We start from the raw sequence: 22,187 nt of genomic DNA on the forward strand, positions 1-22,187 counted from the left end.
CGGAAAAAGGGGCCTGCCTGTCGGCCCGGTCACGGCGCGCTCGCCTGTTCCGCCCGACCTCCCGTCGGGGGTGAAGACGCTGGCACCAGCCGCCGCACTTACACCCAATGCCGGGCCGTGTATAGCGGCTTTGTATCTTTCGAAGGGGTCGGGTTGCGACCGGGCGTCGCATCCTTTCTAAATGCCCCTGTTCCTCAGGAGTGCCCGATGCCACGGATCATCGCCCTTGCCCTGCTGGTCGCCGCGCTGGCCGGGCCGTCCCAGGCCGACCATCTTCCGTTGCCAATGCCGCAGGGGCCGGTCGTCCTGACGGTGACGGGCGATATCGCCGTGACCAATGCGGGCGATGCGGCGGTGTTCGACATGGAGATGTTGCAGGATCTGGGCTCCGAGGTGCTGCGCACCTCGACCCCCTGGACCGAAGGAGAACAACTGTTCCGGGGCCTGCCCCTGCACCGGCTGACGGAACGGCTGGGCGTGACCGGAAAGCTGTTGTTCGCGCAGGCGATCAACGACTACACCGCCGAAATCCCGATCGAGGACGCCGCACCCGACCGGGCGATGATCGCCTGGGAAATGAATGGCGCCCCGATTCCCCTGCGCGGTCTGGGGCCGCTGTGGATGATCTATCCGTTCGATCAGAATTCCGGGTTTCAAAGCCAGGTGATGTTCGCGCGCAGTATCTGGCAGCTAGACCGGATCGAGGCCCGCCAGATGGCAGGCACCGCCCCGTGACACGCCAGGCCATGATGCGCCTTGCGGGCGCAATCCTCGGGTTGATCGCCGCGGCGGCCTGTGCGGCGGGCATCGCGGCACTGGCGCGCGACGTGCGCGGAGAGATCGGCGCGCTGGCCACCGCGAATTCGGACAATGCGCAGTGGAGCCTCGCGCAGCTTGATGTAGAATTCCTGGCCTTTCAACTGGAAGTGCGCGCGCTTCAGGCCGGGGCGGGCAGTGCGCAACAACTGCGGCGCCGGTTCGATGTGCTGTACGGCCGTGTCCGCTTGATGGAGACCGGCCCGCTGTATGACCCGCTCCGGGGGCGGCCGGATTTCGACACCGGGCTGAAGGATGCGCGTGCATTGCTGGATTGGGCGGTGCCGCTGGTGGACGGGCCCGATGCCGGGCTGATCGCCGCCTTGCCGGAAATGGCGGAACGGTCGGCCCGGCTGCGACCCGAATTGCGCAACGTGACGCTGAGCGGGCAACGCGCCATCGCTGCCGCCTCTGACGCGCGCCGCGAGGAGGCGGGGGCGACGCTGGTCCGGATCGCGCTTCTGGCATTGGGGCTGGTGCTGGTGCTGGCGGTGCTGGTCGGGGTGCTGGCCCGCCTTGTGCGCCAGACCCGGCAGCGCGCCGCGGAACAGGCGCTGACCCATGGGCGACTGCAAGCCATCGTCGCCACTTCGCTGGATGCCATTCTGGTGGTGGACGGGCACGGCCGGGTGCTGGATTTCAACCGCGCGGCCGAGGCGCTGTTCGGCACCTCCCGCGCGCAGGCGCTGGGGCAGGATGTCGGCGGTTTTGTCGCCTTGCCGGGTCCCGGACAGGCACGGTCGCCGGATGTCGCCCTGCCGGTGACCGGGCGGATGCGCGTCACCGGGCAGCGCCGGGACGGCACGACCTTTCCGGCCGAGATCTCGGTCGGCACGGCGGACAGCGAGGATGGGCCGATCCGCGTCTGCTTTCTGCACGACATCTCGGACCGGCTGGCCGCAGAGCAGGCGTTGATCGAGGCGCGCGACCGTGCGCTGGCGGGAGAGCGGTCCAACGCCGAGATGCTGGCCTTGATGAGCCACGAGATCCGCACGCCGCTGAATGGCATCCTGGGCACGCTGGATCTGTTGCAGGACACCCGGCTGAGCGCACGACAGCGTGACTATCTGCGCATCGTGCGCACCTCGGGCGATCTGCTGATGCGCCATGTGAACGACGTGCTGGACATTGCCCGGCTGGATGCGGGCAAGATGCCGGTCACGCGCACCGCGTTCGATGTCGCGGCCTTGCTTGAAGACATTGCCGACAGCCAGCGGCCCGCCGCGCGGCAACAGGGCAACAGCCTTGCCGTGGCGCCGGGTGGAACAGGTCTGGTGCTGGGCGACGCGCTGAAGCTGCGTCAGGTGCTGCTGAACCTGACAGGCAATGCGATCAAGTTCACGCGCGACGGCCAGATCACCCTGTCGGCCCGCCAACTGGACGGCGACAGGGTGGAATTTTCCGTCACCGACACCGGCATCGGAATCGCCGAACGCGATCTGGCGCGTATCTTCGACGATTTCGTGACGCTGGACAGCTCCTACGGTCGCTTGTCCGAAGGCACCGGGCTGGGCCTGCCCATCGCACGGCGCATGGTGCGCGCCATGGGGGGGACCATCGGGGTCGAAAGTCTGGAAGGCTCGGGCAGCCGGTTCCACCTGGTGCTGCCGCTGCCACCGGCCCCGCAGGACGCGGCGGCCCCCTCGGCCCACCTGCCCAAGCCGGGCCCGCGCGCGGCCCCGCTGACGCGGCGTCTGGCGGTTCTGGTGGTCGAGGACAACCCGATCAACCGCTTCGTGGTGCGCCAGCTTCTGGCGGATGACGGCCATAGCGTGGACGAGGCGACGAACGGGGCCGAAGGCGTCGCCCGCGCCGCCGCCCGGCGCTATGACCTGATCCTGATGGATATCGGGATGCCCCAGATGGACGGCGTGACGGCGACCCGTGAAATCCGCTCGACCGGCGGGGCCAGTGCGGGAACGCCGATCATTGCGCTGACCGCCCATGCCCTGCCCGAAGATCGCGGGCGGTTTGCCGCCGTCGGCATGGCGGGCACGCTGGTCAAGCCGCTGTCACGTGGAACGCTGCGCGATCTGCTGTCGCAGGTCATGGCCATCGAGGGCGACACCCGCGCGCCCGTCGATCTGCCACAGGCGGGGGCCCTGCGCGATGGCCTGGGGCCAGAGGCCTTTGCAACCTTGCTGGCCGAGTTCCTGACCGAGACCGAAGCCGGGCTGGCCAGGCTGGTGGCCGCAACCGGCGCCGACGACGCGGCTGAAACCGCCGATCTGGCGCATCGGCTGGCCGGAAGCTCTGCGGTGTTCGGCGCGGTGCGGCTGCGCGGCAGCCTCGTCGCGCTGGAACAGGCCGCCCGCGCCGGGCAGACGGACCAGATCGCCGCGCTGGCCGCCGCCGCTCAGGCCATCTGGCCCGAGACCCGCAGCGCCTATGGCCAGCTTTAGCCGACCGGGGGCGGCAGCGGCGCTGCGCGCCTGCCTCCGCCCTGCGGCCCACGCGGCACGGGCATGGGTGGCGGCGCCGGACCCGCGGCCCGACGGGGTGCGCCAGCGCACCGCGCGCGGTGCTGGCGGCGACTTGCAGACCGGGCCGCGCGCGGGCATCCTGCCGATGCACAACAGGGGGCGGGCGTGATCGGGCAAGGGCCGATGTCACAGGCAGAGCTACACCCACCACGCGCGCGGCCTGGCGGGACCGGGCGGCGATGATCCTGTTCGCCCGCGACTATCCCTCGACCCTTGCCGGTCTGGTGGCGGATCTGCGCTGTGAACAGGCCGAGATCTGGACCTTTGACGACGAACAGACCCGCCGCGCCGCGGAACGCGCCCTTGCGGGGCGGGGTATCCGGGCGCATTGCCATTCGGCGCTGAAGCCGCTTGTCTGCGCCTTTGTCGAACACATCGAAACAGCGGGATTGCGGCAGGCCCATATCACCTGCCCCCGCCACCCCGATGCCGCCCCGCGCCGGTTCCTGCTGGAAAGCTACCCGCTGGTGGCGATGTTTCCCGACGTGGACTTCACCTTTGACGATGGCCCGGACCTGCGCGACCTGCCGGTCTATGCGTTGCGCCTGACCTATGCCGACGGGCGGCAGATCGACAGGCGCGTTGCCGCCCCCAACCGTCTGCACACCGATGCAACCGGCCGCACGGCCCTGTCACCCTGCGGATGGCTGGCGGTCGATGGCCGGGCCGCTCCAATGGAAACCGAGGTCGAGGCGCTGTTTCACCAGACGCTGGAGGCCATCGCGGCAGCAAACCGGGGCGCGACGCTGCCGTTTCAGGAACTGGCGCTGACCGTGACCCTGCCCATGCAGGACCGCGATCTGGGGTGCGGCGACGAGGTGTTGTCCCTGCGCGAGGCGGTGCATGAGGATCTGTATTTCTCGGTGCTGGAACTGTTCCAGCTCCGCGCGGCCCTGCCGCCGGGCGACCGCAGCCTGCAACCGGGGCAGATTGTGCCCGAAGTGACCCACGGCCCCACCGCATCGGTGCGGATCGCCTTGCGCGACTGGAACCGCGCTGATCTGGCCGAAGCCCTGCAGCGGCTGAAAACGGCAGATCAGGCGCTGTCAGCCGCCCAGATCGCGGCAGAGCTTGGCCGCCTGCCCGGCACGCGGCTGGACTGCCGTTCGGTGGCGGGCCGCATCGTGCAGGCGGTGCATCTGGCGGGCTCCGACCGGGCCGTGCTGGTTTCGGCCGGTCAACATGCCAACGAAACATCGGGGCCGGTAGGGGTGCTGCGGGCCGCGCGGCGGCTGGCGGCGCGGGCAGGCGCGCATCTGGTCGTGCTGCCGCTGGAAAACCCCGATGGCTATGCGCTGCACCGCCGGCTGGCGGCCGACAACCCGCGCCACATGCACCATGCCGCCCGCTACACCGCGCTGGGGGATGATCTGGAACATCGTCAGCCCCCCTGCACGAGGCGGCGCTGCGGGCGCGGGCGTTCCAGCGCGCGGCACCGCTGCTGCATGTCAACTGCCACGGCTACCCCGCCCATGAATGGATCCGGCCCTTTACCGGCTATGTGCCGCATGGCTTTGAAAGCTGGTCGATACCGCGCGGCATGTTCCTGATCCTGCGCCATCGAACAGGCTGGGAGGCCGCGGCGCGATGGCTGGCAGACCGGGTGACAGCGCGGCTGGCGCTGATACCGGGCCTTGCCGCGCGCAACGCCGCGATGATCGACCTGTTCGCCCGGCATGGCGGCGACAGCGGGCTGGAACGGTTGCACGGCATACCCGTCGCCTTTGCCTGCAACGATGCGCAACCCGTACCGCTGACGCTGATCACCGAATATCCCGATGAAACGCTGACCGGCCCGGCGTTCCGCATCGCGCATGAGGTGCAGATGCAGGCCGTTCTGGCGGCCTATGGGGCCGCACAGCAGATGCCCCTGCCACCGATGGCCTAGGCCCCTGCCCCGCCCTTCAGGCCCCCAGCACCTGATCGGCCACCTGATCGGACCGCAGCATGTCTTCGAGCGTCAGGGACTCGATGATCAGCAGATAAGACCAGAACACCTCGGCAAAGACCTTGCGGATCCGGCATGACGCCTCGTCCACGCAATCCTCGCACCGCTGATAGGCGCGACGCGACAGACAGGGCAGCGGCGCAATGGGGCCGTCGATCAGCCGCAGCAGTTCCGATAGCGAGATCTCGTTCGGCTTCTTGACCAGCAGATACCCGCCCGACCGCCCGCGGATCGAGGCGATCACGCCCGCGTTGCGCACCTCCAGCAGGATATGCTCCAGAAACCGCTTGGGCGTGCCCGACCGGCGCGCGACCTGTTCGATCGTCAGCGGCTCGGGGATGTCCCGCGCGGCTTCGTCTGCCAGCACAAGCAAGGCCTTCAGCGCATATTTCATCTTCTGCGTGATCATGCGACGACACTAGGCACAAGCCGGCAGCGACGCAATGTCGGCTTTGGGGAAAATCATCCGCCGACAGGCAGCGCCGGAAAAAACAAGGCGCTGAAAACAAAAGATTTACAAATCTTCTGCCGATGACCCGCACATTCGGAAAACCGCGCCTTCGGTGGGCGCGTGCCCCTGCCCGCAGGCAGGGGCCGTCAGGATCAGGCCGGGGCAAAGGCGGGCAGACGCGTGCCGTCCATCCCGTCGATGAACCGCAGCGCCACCCGCTGGCCGATCCGCAGGCTGTCGGGATCACAGTCCACGATATTGGTGAACAGCGAAATGCCCTCGTCCAGCGTGACATAGGCGGGCACGGTCATGGGCTTGGCCTTGCGCAGCACCGAGAAGGTATAGATCACCCCCTGCCCCGTGCTGTCTTGCCAATGGGTGTCCGCGCTGCCGCAATGGGGACAGATCGCGCGGGGATACCAATGCGCGCTGCCACAGGCACGGCAGGATTTCAGCAGCAACCGCCCCTGCGCGGCGGCCTGCCAGAAGGCGCCGGTTTCGGGATTGTCGAACAGGGCAGGATGGGGGGGATGGGTCATGGTCTACTCCCGTTCCAGAATGACAACGCTGCCCGCATGGCGCATTCCCAGCGAGCCGCCGATCCCGCTGGCCAGCGCCAAAGTGCAATCGGGCACCTGCACGGCGGGATGCGCCTCGCCGCGCAACTGGCGCACGGCCTCGATGATCTTGGTCATGCCGCCCCGGTTGGCCGGGTGGTTGTTGCACAGCCCGCCGCCATCGGTGTTGAAGGGCAGCCGCCCGACGCCGGAAATCAGGTTGCCATCCATCACGAACCGCCCGCCCTGCCCCTTGTCGCAGAACGCCAGATCCTCGATCTGCATCAGCACGGTGATCGTGAAACTGTCATAGAGCGAGGCATAGCGGATGTCGCCAGGCCGCACGCCCGCCTGATCGAAGGCACGTTTCCCCGCAGCGGCAATGGCGGAATATCCCAGATCGACGCGGCCGCCGTTCTGGCCCTTCATCGCCTCGCCCATGCCGCGCACACCAACCAGCGGCCGGGCCAGATTGCGGGCGATTTCCGGCCGGGCAATGACCAGCGCACCACCGCCGTCGGTGATCACGCAGCAGTCCAGCCGGTGCAGCGGATCGGCCAGCAGCGGGGAATTCACCACATCCTCGACCGTCACCACATCGCGCAGCAAGGCGCGGGGATTGTGCTGGGCATGATGCGAGGCGGCGACCTTGATCCAGGCCAGTTGTTCCGAGGTGGTGCCATGGTCGTGCATGTGCCGCTGCGCCACCATGGCATAGGATCCCAGGATCACATTGCCGAACGGCAGCTCGAACGGAATGTCGGGTTGCGCCGGATGGCCGGGGCGGACGGCGGTGCCGGTGGACATGCCATCGGCCCTGGGTCGCCCGCCCAGCGTGACCAGCGCCACGTCGCATTTCCCCGCCGCAATGGCCTGTACCGCATGGGCCACATGGATCTGATAGGAACAGCCCCCCGTGTCTGTGGTGTCGATATGCCGCAGATCAAGGTTGAGGTAATCGACCAGCGCAAAGGCGCCGATCCCCGGCATGTCATTGCCACAGAAGAATCCGTCAACATCGGCAAATGTCAGGCCCGCATCATCCAGCGCGCCCTTGGCCGCTTCGGCATGAAGCTGCGCCACGGTCTTGTCACTGGCCAGCCGGGTCGGATGTTCATAGGCGCCGACGATATGGGCGGGATGCTTGGTCATGGGATGCTCCGTCTCAGTCGATCAGGCGGCCGCCGGTCGCGGCAAGGCGGCGCAGCAGGGCGCTGGGGCGCAGCGTGTCATCGCCCTGCGCCTCTGCCATACGGTCCAGCGTGGCAACGATGGCCGGCAGGCCGCGCGCATCGGCAAACTGCATCGGCCCGCCCCGATGACGTGGCCAACCATAGCCGTGCAGATAGATCACGTCGATATCCCCGGCCCGTTCGACGATGCCTTCTTCGAGGATCCGCGTGCCTTCGTTGATCAGGGGATAGAGCAGCCGCTCTTCGATCTCGGCGGCGCTGACGGCGCGTTGTGTGACGCCCAGCCGGGCCGCGACTTCGGCGACGACGGGGGCCAGCGCAGGGTCATCGACGCCATCCCGCGCGCCGTCGGGGTACAGATACCAGCCCTTGCCGGTCTTTTGCCCCCAGCGGCCCGCATCGGCCAGGGTATCCACCGGCTCCATCCGTTCGCCCCGCGCCTTGCGCAGGCGCCAGGCCACATCCAGCCCCGCCATGTCGCCCATCTGGCACGGCCCCATGCGAAAGCCGAAATCGGTCAGCACCGTATCCACCTGCCGGGGGGAACATCCCTCCAGCAGCAGGCGCTGGGTCTGGACCGTGCGCAGCCACAACATGCGGTTGCCGACAAAGCCATAGCAGACGCCGACCACCACGGGGATCTTGCCGGTCTTGCGGGCCAGATCCAGCACCGTGGCCAGCGTTTCGGGCGATGTGGCCGCACCGCGCACGATCTCCAGCAGCTTCATCACATTCGCCGGGCTGAAATAGTGCATTCCGACCACCCGGTCGGGGCGTTGGGTGACGGCGGCAAGCTCGTCGATATTCTGATACGAGGTGTTCGAAGCCAGAATGGCCGATGGCGGCGCAAGCCGGTCAAGTTGGGCAAAGACCTCCTTCTTCAGTCCCATGTCCTCGAACACCGCCTCGATCACCAGATCGGCCCCGGCGACACCGGCCTCCAGCCCCTGAACCCAGCGGAACCGGGCCAGCGCGGCGGCGGCCGCTTCGGGCGTCAGGCGGTCGCGCGACACCTGGCCGATATAGACGCCTTCGATCCGGGTCTTGGCCGCCTCCAGTGCGGGGGCCGAGGTTTCGACCATGGTGACGGTATAGCCCGCATTGGCGCAGGTGATGCCGATCCCGCCGCCCATGGTGCCCGCCCCGATGATCGAGACCTGGGCCACGGACAGGCGCGGCGTTGCGCGGCTGACACCTGCCACATGGGCGCTGGCGCGTTCGGCCAGAAAGGCATGGATCATGGCCCGTGCCTCTGGCCCCGTGCGCAGGGTGTGAAAGGCCGCATGTTCCCGCGCGATGGCCGCATCGAAATCGGGATCGAAACTGTCCCGCACCGCTGCGATGGCGGCGCGGATGGCTGGCAGCGCGCCCTGCCCCAGCGCGACGGCCCGCGCCTCGAATGCCGCGCGGGCCGAAGGCAGGTCGCCCGCCGGGCCCTGCGGGGTCCGGTCGCGCAGCCGGGGCAAGGGGCGGGGCACCCTGTCCAGCAGCCCCCGCGCCTCGGCCAGCAGATCGCCCGATGTCACCGCATCGACCATGCCAAGGCGCAGCGCCTCGTCCGCCGCGACCTGACGGCCCGACGCGATCAGATCCAGCGCCGCCGCAGCCCCGACCAGCCGGGGCAGCCGCTGCGTACCGCCCGCGCCGGGGATCAGCCCCAGCGTGGTTTCCGGCAGGCCCACCCGCACCCCCGCCGCCGCGATACGCGCGTGGCAGCCCATGGCAATCTCGTATCCGCCTCCCAGCGCCAAGCCCTGAAGCGCGGCCACCACCGGCTTGGTCATCCCTTCGACAAAGGCCAGCAGATCGTTGATCGACGGACCGCTGCGCGGCGCGTCGATCTGTTTGAGATCGGCCCCCGCGACGAACACCTTACCCGTGCCGGTCAGGATCACCCCGCGCACTGCGGCATCCGCCTCGGCCCGGCGCATCAGCTCGTTCAGCGACAGCCGCACATGGGAGCCAAGGGCATTGACCGGCGGATTGTCCACCCGGATGACGGCAATGCCGCCCTGAACGCTGTAATCTGTGCCGGTTCCCGTCATGCCATGTCCCGCCCTGCTGTGTTCCGTCATGCCGCACGCGCCATCGCGCCCAGCCGCGCCCGATGCGCCGCGCCATTGCCCAGCCACGGCCCCCAAGCCATCACCCGCTTGACATACAGGCTGACGTCGCTGGCATCGGTATAGCCGATGGCGCCATGCAACTGGATCGCCTGCCGCACCGCGTCAAAGGCCACGTCGCTGCACCGCGCCTTGCACCCGGCCACCACGCGCGGGCGGTCGGCACTGTCGAACTGCCGCGCGGCATGGGCCAGCACGGAATTGGCCAGTTCGATCTGCACGAACAGATCGACGGCGGTGAACTGCACCGCCTGATTGGCGCCGATCGCCCGGCCGAACTGCTTGCGGTCGCGCAGATAGTCCAGCGTCATGGCAAAGACCGCCTCGGCCGCGCCAACCAGTTCCGCCGACACCGCCATACGGCCCAGATCCAGCACACGGTCCAGCAGCGCGGCCCCCGCATCCGGCCCGGCGATCAGGTCTGCGGCAGGCAGAAACGCGCCGTCAAAATCCAGTTCCGACATTTCGCCGCGATCCACCGCCGTACCGGGGCGCAGCGTCACCCCGGCGGCATCGCGGGACAGCCAGCCCAACAGCACCCCGCCCCCCATGCGCGCCGCAACGATCCAGCCATCGGCCCGCCCGGCCCAAGGCACAAAGGCCGCGCGCCCCGACAGGCGGACCCCATCGCCCGCCGCCTCGGCCACCGGCCCGCACCGATCCGATCCTGTCGCCCCGGCCCCGTCCTGCCAGGCCAGCGTGGCCACCAAACTGCCTTCGGACAGCGCCGCCAGACGTTCGGCAAAGGCGGCCTGGCCCGACCACCCCAGCAGGCTGGCCGCCATCACGCCGCTGGCCACCACCGGCTCGGGCAGCAGACGGCGGCCAAGCTCGCGGTGCAGCGCGACCAGATCGGCGCAGTCCAGCCCCGACCCGGCCTCGGCCAACAGCCCCAGCCAGCCCATGTCCCCCAGCGCGCGCAAAAAGGCCGGATCAAAGGCGCGCCCGGCCGCCAGGTCGCGTTGCGCCGCCAGGGGGCGCCGCCGCTCCAGCCAGTCCCGCGCGCTTTGACGCAGGATGGCGCGATGTTCCGGCTCAAAGGCAGTGATGGCCTGCGCGAACATGTGATCCTCCTGTGATTCCGCCATCAGCTATTGCATGGTGCGGCATCATTGGTCAATAATGTGAATATCATTTCATATTTCGAACGGAATCGCCATGCCAAGCTTCGATTTTCACGGTGCAACGGTCTTCGTCGCCGGGGGCACCAGCGGCATCAACCTTGGCATCGCCCATGGATTCGCGGCCGCCGGGGCGAATGTCGCCGTGATGAGCCGCAACCCCGACAGGGTCGCCCAGGCCCAGGCGGACCTTGCACGCCATGGCGGCAAGGTGCTGGGCCTCACGGGCGATGTCCGCCATATGGATCAGGTGCAGGCGGCCATGACACAGGCGCATCAGGCGCTGGGAGCCTTTGACGTGCTGGTCTCGGGCGCGGCGGGGAATTTCCTGTGCCCCGCGCTGGATCTGTCGTCGAACGGGTTCAAGGTGGTGATCGACATCGACCTGATCGGCACCTTCCACGTGATGCGCGCCGGCTTTGACCATGCCCGCAGGCCCGGCGCCTCGTTCATCAACATCTCGGCCCCGCAATCCACCTCGCCTGCCCCGATGCAGGTTCATGCCTGCGCTGCCAAGGCCGGGCTGGACCAGGTGATGCGGGTGCTGGCGATGGAATGGGGGCCGCTGGGCGTGCGGGTCAATTCCATCATGCCCGGCCCGATCGCAGGCACCGGCGGGCTGGCGAAACTGGTGGCCGCGGACGAGCAGGACGCCTTTGCCGCCCGCGTGCCCCTGCGGCGGGTCGGCGAGTGCGAGGATGTGGCGAACCTTGCCATGTTCCTTGCCTCGCCGCTGGCCAGCTACATCACCGGCGCCCTGATCCCGGCCGATGGCGGCGTCTCGCTGCTGGGCGGGCGGAACTATGCCGGCACCCCTGAACCCACCTCAACCGGAGCCCAGACATGACCCCGATGATCCGAGAGTTGCATGATGGCGTGGCGCTGTGGCGCCTGAACATGCCAGAGCAACGCAATCCCCTGTCGCCCGCCATGAAGGCCGCCTTTACCGAAGGGATCGCCGGATTTTCCACCGATCCGGCGCAGCGCGTTCTGGTGATCACCGGCCAGGACGAGGTGTTCTGTGCCGGCGGCGATCTGCGCAGCATCGACAGCACGCCCGGCACGGTCGCCACCCGCCAGCGCATGGCGGACTCGCACGCCTTCATCCGCGCGATGGCCGCGGTGGAAAAACCCGTGGTGATGGCGGTCAACGGCGCGGCTGTCGGGGCCGGGGCCTCGCTGGCCATGCTGGGCGATGTGATCGTCGCCTCTGACCGGGGCTGGTTCGCCTCTGGCTTTCCCAAGGTGGGGGTGCTGCCGGATCTGGGGCTGCTATATACCCTGCCCCGCATCATCGGCATGGCGCGGGCCAAGGATTTCGTGCTGACCCTGCGCCGCTACGATGCTGCCGAGGCGCTGGCCATCGGCATGGTCAGCCGGGTGTTCGCACATGACACCCTGCTGGAGGACACCATGAAGATGGCCGCAGGCATGGCACGCGGGCCGGGCGTGTCGCTGGGGCTGTCCAAACGGCTGATGAACCTGGGGATGGCCGACACCTTCGACAGCTACCTTGTGCGCGAGGAACTGGGCCAGGCGGTGGTCTTTGGCACCGAGGATTTCCGCGAAGGCGCCCGCGCGTTCCGCGACAAGCGCCCGCCCGAATTCTCGGGCCGGTGATCCCTGTCGCAACCGCGCGCAGGACGCTATAAACCGACAGTTCTCAGAGGAGACCAGAATGGAACAGGACAGCGACGCCACGGCCTATGCCTCGCCCCGGTCAGCCGACCGGATGCTGCGCATTCTGGAAACCCTGGCGCAATCCGACGACGGCCGCACGCTGGCCGCCCTGTCAAAAGACATCGACACGCCGAAAAGCAGCGTGCTCAACCTGATGCGGGCGCTGGTGCAGAACGGCTATGTCGATCATGCCGAAGGGTATTATCGGCTGGGGTCGGGGGCCTATAGCCTGGCCTCTGCCATCCTTGCCCGCCGCAGATGGCCCGAAGTGGCCCTGCCCATCCTGGAGCGGCTGGCCGAAACCTCGGGCGAAACGGCCATGCTGTCGGAAATCGCCAGCACCAAGGACGATTTCGTCTATATCGCCAAGGCGGAATCGCGTCAGGCGCTGCGCTTTGCCGCCACGGTCGGCGACCGCAGGCCGCTTTATGCCACGGCGGGCGGGCTGGCGCTGCTGGCCAACATGCCGCTGGCCTTTGTCGGCGCCTATCTGGACCGCACGCCGCTTGTCCCCCTGACCAGCCACACCCGAACCGACCGGGCCGAGATCGAAACCGCGCTGGATGAGGTGCGGCGCGATGGCTATTGCGTGACCACCGCCGGATCGACCCTTGGCCTGAGCGCGGTCGCCGCGCCTGTCACCGGCAGCGGCGGGCTGGTGGCTGCCGTGGTGCTGGGCGTGCCCACCGAACGGTTTCGCGCCCGCTCGGACGAGTTGATCGCCATGACCTGCCGGACCGCGCAGGAAATCTCGGGGGTCATGGGCCGGATCGGAGACACCAGGGCCCTGTAGCCCTGTGCCGTCGCGTGGCGCCAGCGCCCATTTGCGCTGATCCAGCCCGTCTTGGACGGCGAATGGCTGATGGCCCGGAACGGGCCAGTGGGGGGCCGCCCCCTGCCTGACCGGCAATGCCGCCCCTTGCCCCTCAGGGCGATCTGGATCAGCGCAAAGGGGGCACACGCGCGCCCTGACTACATCCGGTTCGGCAACACCATTACGATCTGCGGAAAGATCACCAGCAACAGCACGACCAGCACCTCGGCCACGATGAACCAGCCCAAGCCCCGAAAGATGGTGCCCAGCGCCACACGATCCCCGACGACCCCCTTCACGACAAAGGCATTCAATCCGACGGGCGGTGTGATCAACCCGATCTCGATGAACTTGATCACCATGATGCCCATCCAGATCTTGTCGAATCCCGCTGCGGTGAAGAACGGCAGAAAGATCGGCACCGTCAGCAGCATCAACCCGATGGGATCAAGGAACATCCCCAGCACCAGATAGACAAAGGCGATGAACATCATCAGCAGGATCGGGCTGACTTCGAGCCCGCGCGCAAGCCCCGCCATGTATTGCGGCAGGCCGCAAAAGGTCAGGAAGCGGCTGAACAGGATGGCACCCAGCGAGATGAACAGCACCGTCGCGGTGCTGCGCAGCGCCTCCCAGACCGACTCGCGGATCATCCCCAGGTTCAGCGCGCCCTTGAAGGCCGCCATCAGAAAGGCCGCCATCGCCCCGACCGCCGCCGCCTCTGTCGTGGTGGCATAGCCGCCATAGATCGAGACGATGACGATCGCCACCAGGACCGGCAGTTGCCAGACGCCCAGCAGCGCCCGGAACCGCTGGCCCCAGGTCAGATCCTCGCGCACCGTGGGGGCAAGGGCCGGATTGGCCACGCAGCGCCCGATGATCATGGCCGCATAGACCACCGCCGTCAGGATCCCCGGCAGCACCCCGGCAATGAACAATTTGCCGATGGAGGTTTCGGTCATCATGCCGAAGATGATCAGCAGCACGCTGGGCGGGATCAGCGAGCCAAGCGTACCCGAGGCCGCCACCACGCCGGTGGCCAGCCCCGGATCATAGCGGTAGCGCAGCATTTCCGGGATGGCGAGGCGCCCCATCGAGGCCGCAGTCGCCATGCTGGACCCGGAGGCCGCGGCAAAGCCCGCGCTGGCAAAGTTGGTGGCGACCGCCAGCCCGCCGGGCAGGCGCGACAGCCACAGGCGCATGGCATGGAAGATCCCGGCCGTCAGCCCGGAATGATAGGCGATGGCCCCCATCAGCAGGAACATCGGCACCGCCGACAATTCCCATTTGGCAATGAAGGTATAGGGCATACTGCGGGCGGCGCCAAAGACGGCGTCCATGCCGCGGACCATGCCGATCCCGACCAGCGACACGCCGCCCAGGGCCACGGCAATGGGCACGCGCAGCGCCAGCAGCACCAGCAGCACGCCGATCCCGAGAAATCCGATCGTCAGCGGTGTCACGTTGCGTTTTCCTTGTCCCGAAGCGGTGGGCGGCGCAGCGACCGCCCGATCTGCACCACGACGACCAGAAGCATCGCCCCCAGCCCAAAGGCCAGGATCCATCGCGTCGGCCAGAGTGGCACGTCCCAGCCGACGATGGCGATCACCTCGCCGCGCTGGGTGGCGCGAAGCGCCTCCCGCGCGCCCCACCATGCGACGAACCCCACATAGATCGCGGTGACGATCTGGGCGAAGATGTCCAGCCGGTGCAATGCAGGCGGTGCGAGGTGCTGCGAGAACACCTCGACGATGACATGCCCGCGATCCACCTGGGTGACAGCAAGCGGCAGGAACACCACCGAGATCATGTAGAGATAGGTCACGAACTCCAGCGTTCCGACGATGGGTGCGCCGAACAGCTTGCGCGCGACGACATCCGCGCAGATGTGCAGCATCATGGCGATCATGGCCAGCGCCCCAACCCACATCAGCAGGTTGGCAGCGCGCGATTCAGGCGGTGTCTTGCCCTGGCGGGGGGAGGTGCCGGACATCCCGCGCTCATTCCGCCGGGAGTTTGTCGAACACCTCGGACTGGATCCGCGCCGCATAGGCGGCCCAGTCGCTGCCGGTTTCCTGAACGATACCGTCCCATTTGGCGATCACCTCCTGGAAGGTGGCAAACACCGGATCGGGATCGGACAGGCCGCGGCTGCGCGCCAGATCGGCCACGCGGGTCAGTTCGTTCTTCTGGAACTCGGCCAGGGCGGTTTCAAGGCTGGGATCGGCAGGCAGGAAGGTCACGCCCGCCTCGGTCGCCTTTTGCCGCGCGTTGGTATTCTCGCGGATGGCGCCCTCGACCAGATTGGCCAGCGCCTGGGGCACCTGGCCCAGCATGGCCGCTTTTTCCTCTGACGACCGGCGCGCCCAGACATTGGTGTTCATGTTGTAGACATGGCCGCCATGAAAGGTGCCGATCGGCATGTCGATCACGTATTTCGCCACTTCCAGCAGCGAATAGTTCGTCAGTGCCGGAACGTTGATCAAGGTGCAATCCACCTGACCGCGCTGCAACGCCTCGTACATTTCGCCCGAAGTCACATTGACCGGCGTTCCGCCCAGATAGGTCACGAAATGCGCCCAGGAACCGGTGGCGCGCACACGGGCACCGCGAAAATCCTCGGCCTTTTCGAACTTCTTGTTGCAGATGAAGTGATAGGGCGAACTGGCATAGATGCCCATCACATGCAGGTTGTTGTCTGCGGCTTCCGTGTCGCAGGTCGGGCAATGCAGAAGCTGCATTTCGGTGACGGCGGCCGTCATCACCGCCTCGTCCGCGCCCAGAAGCGCCAGTTCGGTGAGGATGGAGCTGGTGACCAGTTCGTTCGGCGTATAAAAATCGACGATCATCGACATGTCGACCAGCCCGTCGCGGATCCCCGCCAGCGCATCGCGCCCGCCGACAAGCGTACCGTCTGCGGCAAGGACAAAGGTCAGCGATCCGCCGGTCTGCTGTTCCACCGCACGCATCCAGGGCTCGACGCTGGTGACATTGGTGGCATGGTGTGACGACAGATAGCTGCCGTAGGTGATCGTATCGGCCCCGGCCATGCCGACCGCCCCCAACACGCCCAGAGCGCTGCCCAGCGCCGCCCAAAGTTGCAATCCCATTCTTTCCTCCCTGACGCCGCTGTGCTGCGGCTCTGATTGTCATGTCCACCAGCAAGACATCGGCCGTCACGGTTCTGAACGCCGCCGCGTTCGGCCGACAGGGGAAAGACGGATCGGCAGGGAGACCTGCGTCAGATCCGGCTTGCCCATCTCCGGGTTAGCAGTCGGCAGGCAATCGTTCAAGAAATAAAATGACGTTCTTATAATTGACCATCCCGGCCAGCGGCGCTAGTCTGCGTCCAGATATGCAGCTAAACTGTTCTGCATACTGAACATATTCCTGCCAAACCCGCCCAGCCGCAGTGGAAAAGGTTCCCCGGATGACCATACCGCCCGACTACAACGCCATGCCCGAGACCGAATTCCGCGCGATGATTCGCGCCTTCGTCACCCAGGCCTTTCCGTCAGAGCTGTTGCATGTGGCCCGCCGTGTCGGCCCGCAGGAGGTGGCCGACTACAACCGCCGCATGGCGCAACAGGGCTGGATCGCGCCCGCCTGGCCGGTGGAATGGGGCGGAATGGGGCTGGACACCGCGCATCAGATCGCCTTTGCCGAGGAACTGGCCGCCATCGGCGTGCCGCGCCTGCACGAGATGGGGCTGCAAATGCTGGGCCCCTTGCTGATGCAGTTCGGCACCGAGGCGCAGAAGGCGCAGTTCCTGCCCCGGATCCTTTCTGCCGCGGATGTCTGGTGCCAGGGCTATTCCGAACCCGGCGCCGGGTCGGATCTGGCATCGCTGCGGTTGTCGGCGGTGGAAACCCCGACCGGCTGGGTGCTGAACGGCCAGAAGATCTGGACCACGATGGCCCATCAGTCGAACAGGATGTTCATGCTGGCCCGCACCGACCCGAACCCCGCGCGCAAGCAAGAGGGGATCAGCTTTTTCCTGGTCGATCTGGCCTGGCCCGGCATTACCGTGCGCCCGATCCGCACCCTGTCGGACGAGCTGGAATTCTGCGAGGTGTTCTTTGACGATGTGCAGGTGCCGCGCGACCGGCTGGTGGGGGAACTGCACAAGGGCTGGACAGTCGCCAAGGCGCTGCTGGGGCACGAACGGCTGTTTGTCGGCAGCCCGCGCTATGTGCGTGGCGCCTTTGACCAGTTGACAGAGATGGTCGAGGCACTGCCCCCCGACGCCATCGCCGCACGCGAGCGGCATATGAAACTGCGGCTGGATTACGAGGATTTCCTGTCGCTGTATGCCGATTACTCCGACTTTGCCAAACAGGGCGGCCAGTTGGGTGCCGAAGCCTCGATCCTCAAGCTGCTCAGCTCTGAAATCTATCAGCGCGTGACCGAGGAAATGCTGTCCCTGAGCGCCGAGGCCGGGGTGATCGCCGATGCCAATACGGATCAGGCCGAAGCCGCGACGCATTTCTTTCAGTCGCGCCCTTCGACCATCGCGGGTGGCACCTCGCAAATCCAGCGCGGCATCGTGGCCAAGGCCGTGCTTGGCCTGCCGGTCTAGGGGGACAGAATGGACAGAACCCATGATTTTGCCTCGCTCGGCGCGCTGATCCAGCCGCGTTCGGTGGCGGTGATCGGCGCCTCTGCCGATCCGTCGCGGATTGGCGGGCGCCCGATCCGCTGGATGCTGGAGGCGGGATATGCCGGGCGCATCTTTCCGGTGAACCCCGGCCGGACCGAGGTGCAGGGCCTGACCGCCCATGCCAGCATCGCCGATCTGCCCGAGGTGCCCGAAGCCGCCATCCTGGCCGTGCCCGCCGCCCATGTCGCAGGCGCGCTGGCCGAATTGGGGCAGCGCGGCACAAGGGCCGCCATCGTGTTTTCCTCCGGCTTTGCCGAGATGGGCGAGGCGGGCGCCGCCGAACAGGCCCGGCTGGTCGCCACCGCGCGCGGCCACGGGCTGCGGATCCTTGGCCCCAATTCGCTGGGCCTGTTCAACGGGCGCACACGGTTCTACGCCAGCTTTACCACCACCTTCGAAACCGGCTGGCCCCATGATGGCGGGATCAGCATCGTCAGCCAGTCGGGCGCTTTCGGCTCGCATATCGCCACGCTGGCGCGCAACCGGGGCCTTGGCGCGCCGCTGTGCGTGATGACCGGGAACGAGGCCGATGTGTCGGTCGGCGAGGTGATCGGCTGGCTGGCCTCTGACCCGGCCACCAAGGTGATCGTCGCCTATATGGAGGGCATCAAGCATGGCCCCACCCTGCTGGCCGGGCTGGCCGCCGCACGGGCGGCGCGCAAGCCGGTGATCCTGATGAAGGTGGGGCGCAGCGCGCTTGGCAGCCATGCGGCCCAATCGCATACCGCCTCGATTGCCGGGGATGATCTGGTGGCCGATGCGGTGTTTCGTGACAGCGGGGCGATCCGGGCCGATTCTGCCGAACAACTGCTGGATTTCGCCGAAGTGGCCGCCCATGGCATCTATCCGTCCCGCAACCGGCTGGGGGTGATGACCGTCTCGGGCGGCGCGGGCGTGCTGATGAGCGATGCCGCCGAAGCGCATGGCATAGAGATGCCCGCCATGCCTCAGGCCACCCAGGACCGCCTGCGCGCGGTGCTCCCCTTTGCCGCCTTTCGCAACCCGCTGGATTGCACCGCGCATCTGGTGAACGACCATTCGTTGCTGGACAGCTTTCTTGGCGCGATGATGGACGAAGGCGATTATGACGCCATCCTCAGCTTCTTTGCCCAGATCGCCGGGACCGAACCCTTTGGAACCGCCCTGTTCGACACGCTGGCCCAGATGCGGCACCGCTGGCCCGAACGGTTGCAAGTGCTGGTCGCCGTGGTGAACGAGGCACAACGGCGGCGCTATGCCAACATCGGCGTGCCGGTCTTTGAAGATGCGACGCGGGCGGTGGCCGCCGTCGGCGCCATGATCCGGCTGGGCGCCGCCTTTGGCGCCCCGCCAGCGCCCCGCCCGGCCCTTCCCGCCCCCGCGCCCCTGCCCGCAGGCCCGCTGACCGAGACCACGGCCAAGGCGGTGCTGGCCGCCCATGGCATTCCGGCGGCACCCGAACAGCTATGCACCGATGCCGCCGGGGCCGGGGCCGCTGCCCAGGCCATGGGCTTTCCCGTGGTGATGAAGATCGTCTCGCCCGACATTGCCCACAAGACGGAAATCGGCGGCGTCCTGCTGGGCATTTCCAGCGCCACCGAGGTCGGGGCCAGCTTTGCCACCTTGATCGAACGCGCCCGCACCGCCCGGCCAGAGGCACAGATCGACGGCGTGCTTGTCGCGCGCCAGATCGTCGGCGGCACCGAACTGATCATGGGCATCAAGGCGGATCCGGTGTTCGGCCCCATCGCCATGGTTGGCCTTGGCGGCATCTTCACCGAGGTGCTGGCAGATGTCGCCCTGCGCCAGTGCCCGGTCACGACAGCAGAGGCCGAACGCATGATCCTGTCCTTGCGCGGTGCGGCCCTGCTGACCGGCGCGCGCGGCCGCCCCCCGGCCGACATTCCCGCAGCGGCGCGCGCGCTGGCCGCGCTATCGGTCTTTGCGGCCAGCCAGGGGAGCCGGATCGGCAGCATCGACCTCAATCCGGTGGTGGTATTGCCGCTGGGTCAGGGCGCCTTTGCACTGGATGCGCTGATAGAGCCGGGCGCGCCCCCCGACTGACCATGCCCCAGCGGGTCAAAGATCGCCTGTGCCACCGCCCGGCCCTTGCCGGTCAGCGCCAGCACCTCGCCATGACGCTCGATCAGGCCGCGGTCCAGCCCATGCAGGACAACCCGTGCCGCCACATCGGGTGGCCAGCGCAAATGATCCGACAGCGCGGCCCCCGAACATTCGGTGGCCGCCTCGGGCCCATGCTCATGGGTGAAAAGATGGGCCACCAATGTGCGCGCCTGCTGGTCCGCCGCCTCGGCCCGGCGCCGCATCAGCCGCGCCAGCACACCACGCCGGGGCGCCAGCCCCAGCGCCATCACGAACAGCCCCCCCGCCGTCACCGCCATCATGCCCCCGATGGACACATCCAGTCGGAACGCCAGCCACTGCCCCACCCCCGCCGCCAGCCCCGCAACGATCACCGCCAGCCCCAACGCCCGCGCAGGGCGGTCGGTCAGGAACAACGCCGTTGCCGATGGCACGATGGCAAAGGCAATGAACAGGATCGCCCCCACCGCATCGAAACTCGCCACCGCCGTCACCGAGGTCAGCACCAGCAACCCCTGATGCAGCAGCCCCGGCGCCAGACCCAGCGCCGCCGCCAGCGCCGGATCGAAACTGCCCAGCGTCAACTCTTTCCAAAAGGCGGCGACAAAGGCCATGTTGATCACCGCGACCACGGCCAGCGTCACCACCGAAACCGGCACCTCGACCCCGGCGATCCGCATCGTGTCCAGCCAGACAAAGCCGATCTCGCCCAAAAGAACGCTGTCGACATCCAGATGCACATCCCGTGCATTGAGGTTGATCAACAAGACCCCGGCGGCAAACAGCGCCGGAAACGCCAACCCGATGGCCGCATCCGACCGCACCAGCCCCGAACGCTGCAAGGCGCCGGTCACGGCCACCGTCGCCACCCCTGCCAACGCCGCCCCCAGCATCTGCACCGGCCCCGAGGTGGCGCCGGTCAGCAACCAGACGATGACAATGCCCAGCACGATGGAATGCGATACGGCATCGGTCAGCATCGCTGTCCCGCGCAACACCAGAAACAGCCCCAGCGGTGCCGCCGCCACCCCGACAAGCGCCCCGGTCAGCAAGATCGCCACATGCGCCTCGGCCAGCATCACGCCTTCTCCCCGACCATGGCCAGCCGCGCGCGGCCCTCGGGCGTCAGAACCCAATGCTGCGCCGCCTCGGGTGGATGACACACCGCTGCCACCAGCCCCTCGGCCTGCAACTGCCGCAACTGGCGGTCCACCGGCAGACCATGGGCCGCCGCAATCATGCCAGTCTGGGCCGGATAGTCCGGGTCACCATGCGCCTGCGCCACGGCGCGCAGGGTATCCAGCACCCGCAACCCTTCCAGCCGCGCCGCAAGGCGCCGGTTGCGCACCAGCCGCCAGACCACCCCGCGCCCCGGCGCCAGCAACAACGACACGGTGGCAATCCCCGTCGCAATCAGCACCACGACCGGCCCGGTCGCCAGACCGCGCGCCCCCGCACTCAGCACCGCGCCGCCCACCCCGGCCACCACACCGAACACCGCCGCCAGACCCACCATCGGCGCCAGACGCGACACCCAGACCCGCGCCGCCACCGCAGGCGCGATCAACATGGCGGTCATCAACACGACCCCCACCATCTGCAACCCCACCACGATGGCCATCGCCATCAGCAGCGTCAGCAACGCCTCGATGGCCCCGACCGGCAAGCCCAGCGCCCGCGCATAAGGCGCGTCAAAACACACCGCCGCGATCTCCTTCCAAAAGAGAGCCACCAGCACGGCCGCGCCCCCGCCCACCACCGCCATCGCCACCAGATCGGCCTGCAACATCGCTGCCGCCTGCCCGAACAGAAAGGCCGAAAGCCCCGCCGCCCCGGCCCCGCCCACCGCCTGGACATGGCTCAGCATCACGACACCGGCAGCAAAGAACACCGACAGCACGATCCCCAGCGCCGCATCCGGCTTCAACCGGGTGAACCGCCCCACCGCCAGCACCGACAGCGCCGCCAAGCCGCCGGCCAGCAAGGCGCCGGTCATCAATGGCACCACCGACCGCCCGGCCACCAGCCATCCCAGACACAGCCCCGGCAAGGCCGCATGGGCCAGCACATCGCCCAACAGGCTCTGGCGCCGCAATACCGCAAAAGATCCCAGCATCCCCCCGGTCGCCCCCAGCACCGCCGCCCCCAGCGCCACGATGCCCAGCGTATGATCCAGCCCCGGCGTCATGCCCAACGGCCCCCCGACCTGACAGCCAGCCCGGCGCCCCCTTTCATCTTGCCCCAAATACCCCAGGGGGT

The 22,187-nt window shown here is 67.8% G+C and carries 19 protein-coding genes; 9 read left to right on the top strand and 10 right to left on the bottom strand.

Annotation, left to right across the window (positions count from 1 at the left end):
• The first annotated feature begins 207 nt into the window (after positions 1 to 207).
• The 4 genes from BW970_RS04565 (at position 208) to BW970_RS21040 (ending at position 5,187) form a co-directional block, all read left to right on the top strand.
• On the top strand, positions 208 to 735 hold the full coding sequence (locus tag BW970_RS04565; RefSeq protein WP_076529255.1) for a putative pterin-binding protein: 528 nt from the start codon (positions 208 to 210) through the stop codon (positions 733 to 735).
• On the top strand, positions 732 to 3,218 hold the full coding sequence (locus tag BW970_RS04570) for an ATP-binding protein (protein WP_083701134.1): 2,487 nt from the start codon (positions 732 to 734) through the stop codon (positions 3,216 to 3,218). Before BW970_RS04565 ends, BW970_RS04570 begins: the two co-directional genes overlap by 4 nt.
• Before the next feature lie 260 nt (positions 3,219 to 3,478).
• Complete coding sequence (locus BW970_RS04575; protein ID WP_229740468.1) at positions 3,479 to 4,849, top strand: M14 family zinc carboxypeptidase; 1,371 nt, start codon at positions 3,479 to 3,481, stop codon at positions 4,847 to 4,849.
• Positions 4,840 to 5,187 carry a M14 family metallopeptidase gene (locus BW970_RS21040; protein ID WP_229740467.1) on the top strand — a complete coding sequence of 116 codons (348 nt, stop codon included), beginning with the start codon at positions 4,840 to 4,842 and terminating at the stop codon, positions 5,185 to 5,187. Before BW970_RS04575 ends, BW970_RS21040 begins: the two co-directional genes overlap by 10 nt.
• Before the next feature lie 16 nt (positions 5,188 to 5,203).
• Here BW970_RS21040 and BW970_RS04580 read toward each other — a convergent pair whose 3' ends face one another.
• From BW970_RS04580 to BW970_RS04600, 5 genes are all read right to left on the bottom strand, one after another.
• Positions 5,204 to 5,656, bottom strand: a complete 453-nt coding sequence (locus BW970_RS04580; protein WP_076529256.1) for an Rrf2 family transcriptional regulator — start codon at positions 5,654 to 5,656, stop codon at positions 5,204 to 5,206.
• Positions 5,657 to 5,850: 194 nt separating this feature from the next.
• Entirely contained in the window at positions 5,851 to 6,237 is a 387-nt protein-coding gene (locus BW970_RS04585; RefSeq protein ID WP_076529257.1) for a Zn-ribbon domain-containing OB-fold protein, read from the bottom strand.
• Between the two features lie 3 nt (positions 6,238 to 6,240).
• Positions 6,241 to 7,407, bottom strand: coding sequence for a thiolase domain-containing protein (locus BW970_RS04590; protein WP_076529258.1), 1,167 nt, complete (start codon positions 7,405 to 7,407; stop codon positions 6,241 to 6,243).
• A 13-nt stretch (positions 7,408 to 7,420) separates the two neighbouring features.
• Positions 7,421 to 9,493 (bottom strand): 3-hydroxyacyl-CoA dehydrogenase NAD-binding domain-containing protein, encoded by a 2,073-nt coding sequence (locus BW970_RS04595; protein ID WP_076529259.1) that lies wholly within the window; start codon positions 9,491 to 9,493, stop codon positions 7,421 to 7,423.
• Positions 9,494 to 9,519: 26 nt separating this feature from the next.
• Positions 9,520 to 10,635: an acyl-CoA dehydrogenase family protein gene (locus BW970_RS04600; RefSeq protein ID WP_076529260.1), complete on the bottom strand. Its 1,116-nt coding sequence runs from the start codon at positions 10,633 to 10,635 to the stop codon at positions 9,520 to 9,522.
• Between the two features lie 94 nt (positions 10,636 to 10,729).
• Between BW970_RS04600 and BW970_RS04605 the strand changes: the two genes are divergently transcribed.
• The 3 genes from BW970_RS04605 to BW970_RS04615 are packed head-to-tail and all read left to right on the top strand — an operon-like array spanning position 10,730 to position 13,165.
• Positions 10,730 to 11,539 carry an SDR family oxidoreductase gene (locus BW970_RS04605; RefSeq protein WP_076529261.1) on the top strand — a complete coding sequence of 270 codons (810 nt, stop codon included), beginning with the start codon at positions 10,730 to 10,732 and terminating at the stop codon, positions 11,537 to 11,539.
• Positions 11,536 to 12,312, top strand: a complete 777-nt coding sequence (locus BW970_RS04610) for an enoyl-CoA hydratase/isomerase family protein (protein ID WP_076529262.1) — start codon at positions 11,536 to 11,538, stop codon at positions 12,310 to 12,312. Before BW970_RS04605 ends, BW970_RS04610 begins: the two co-directional genes overlap by 4 nt.
• Before the next feature lie 58 nt (positions 12,313 to 12,370).
• Positions 12,371 to 13,165 (top strand): IclR family transcriptional regulator, encoded by a 795-nt coding sequence (locus tag BW970_RS04615; protein WP_076529263.1) that lies wholly within the window; start codon positions 12,371 to 12,373, stop codon positions 13,163 to 13,165.
• Between the two features lie 179 nt (positions 13,166 to 13,344).
• Here the strand turns inward: BW970_RS04615 and BW970_RS04620 are convergent, their stop codons facing one another.
• From BW970_RS04620 to BW970_RS04630, 3 genes are read right to left on the bottom strand one after another with little or no spacing between them, the layout of a single operon-like run.
• Positions 13,345 to 14,649 carry a TRAP transporter large permease gene (locus BW970_RS04620; protein ID WP_076529264.1) on the bottom strand — a complete coding sequence of 435 codons (1,305 nt, stop codon included), beginning with the start codon at positions 14,647 to 14,649 and terminating at the stop codon, positions 13,345 to 13,347.
• On the bottom strand, positions 14,646 to 15,179 hold the full coding sequence (locus BW970_RS04625) for a TRAP transporter small permease (RefSeq protein ID WP_076529265.1): 534 nt from the start codon (positions 15,177 to 15,179) through the stop codon (positions 14,646 to 14,648). The genes BW970_RS04620 and BW970_RS04625 overlap by 4 nt, the downstream gene beginning before the upstream one ends.
• A 7-nt stretch (positions 15,180 to 15,186) precedes the next feature.
• Complete coding sequence (locus tag BW970_RS04630; protein WP_076529266.1) at positions 15,187 to 16,296, bottom strand: C4-dicarboxylate TRAP transporter substrate-binding protein; 1,110 nt, start codon at positions 16,294 to 16,296, stop codon at positions 15,187 to 15,189.
• A 320-nt stretch (positions 16,297 to 16,616) separates the two neighbouring features.
• Between BW970_RS04630 and BW970_RS04635 the strand changes: the two genes are divergently transcribed.
• A complete protein-coding gene (locus BW970_RS04635) occupies positions 16,617 to 17,765 on the top strand; it encodes an acyl-CoA dehydrogenase family protein (protein ID WP_076529267.1) in 1,149 nt (382 codons plus the stop codon).
• Positions 17,766 to 17,774: 9 nt separating this feature from the next.
• Positions 17,775 to 19,889 carry an acetate--CoA ligase family protein gene (locus BW970_RS04640; RefSeq protein WP_076529268.1) on the top strand — a complete coding sequence of 705 codons (2,115 nt, stop codon included), beginning with the start codon at positions 17,775 to 17,777 and terminating at the stop codon, positions 19,887 to 19,889.
• On the opposite strand, the gene BW970_RS21220 is transcribed toward BW970_RS04640, so the two are convergent.
• Positions 19,835 to 21,007 (bottom strand): metal ABC transporter permease, encoded by a 1,173-nt coding sequence (locus BW970_RS21220; protein WP_076529269.1) that lies wholly within the window; start codon positions 21,005 to 21,007, stop codon positions 19,835 to 19,837. The genes BW970_RS04640 and BW970_RS21220 overlap by 55 nt on opposite strands.
• Entirely contained in the window at positions 21,007 to 22,116 is a 1,110-nt protein-coding gene (locus tag BW970_RS04650; RefSeq protein WP_076530104.1) for a metal ABC transporter permease, read from the bottom strand. Before BW970_RS04650 ends, BW970_RS21220 begins: the two co-directional genes overlap by 1 nt.
• Positions 22,117 to 22,187 lie beyond the last annotated feature (71 nt).

It is taken from the genome of Gemmobacter megaterium (assembly GCF_900156815.1).
GTDB lineage: Bacteria > Pseudomonadota > Alphaproteobacteria > Rhodobacterales > Rhodobacteraceae > Wagnerdoeblera > Wagnerdoeblera megaterium.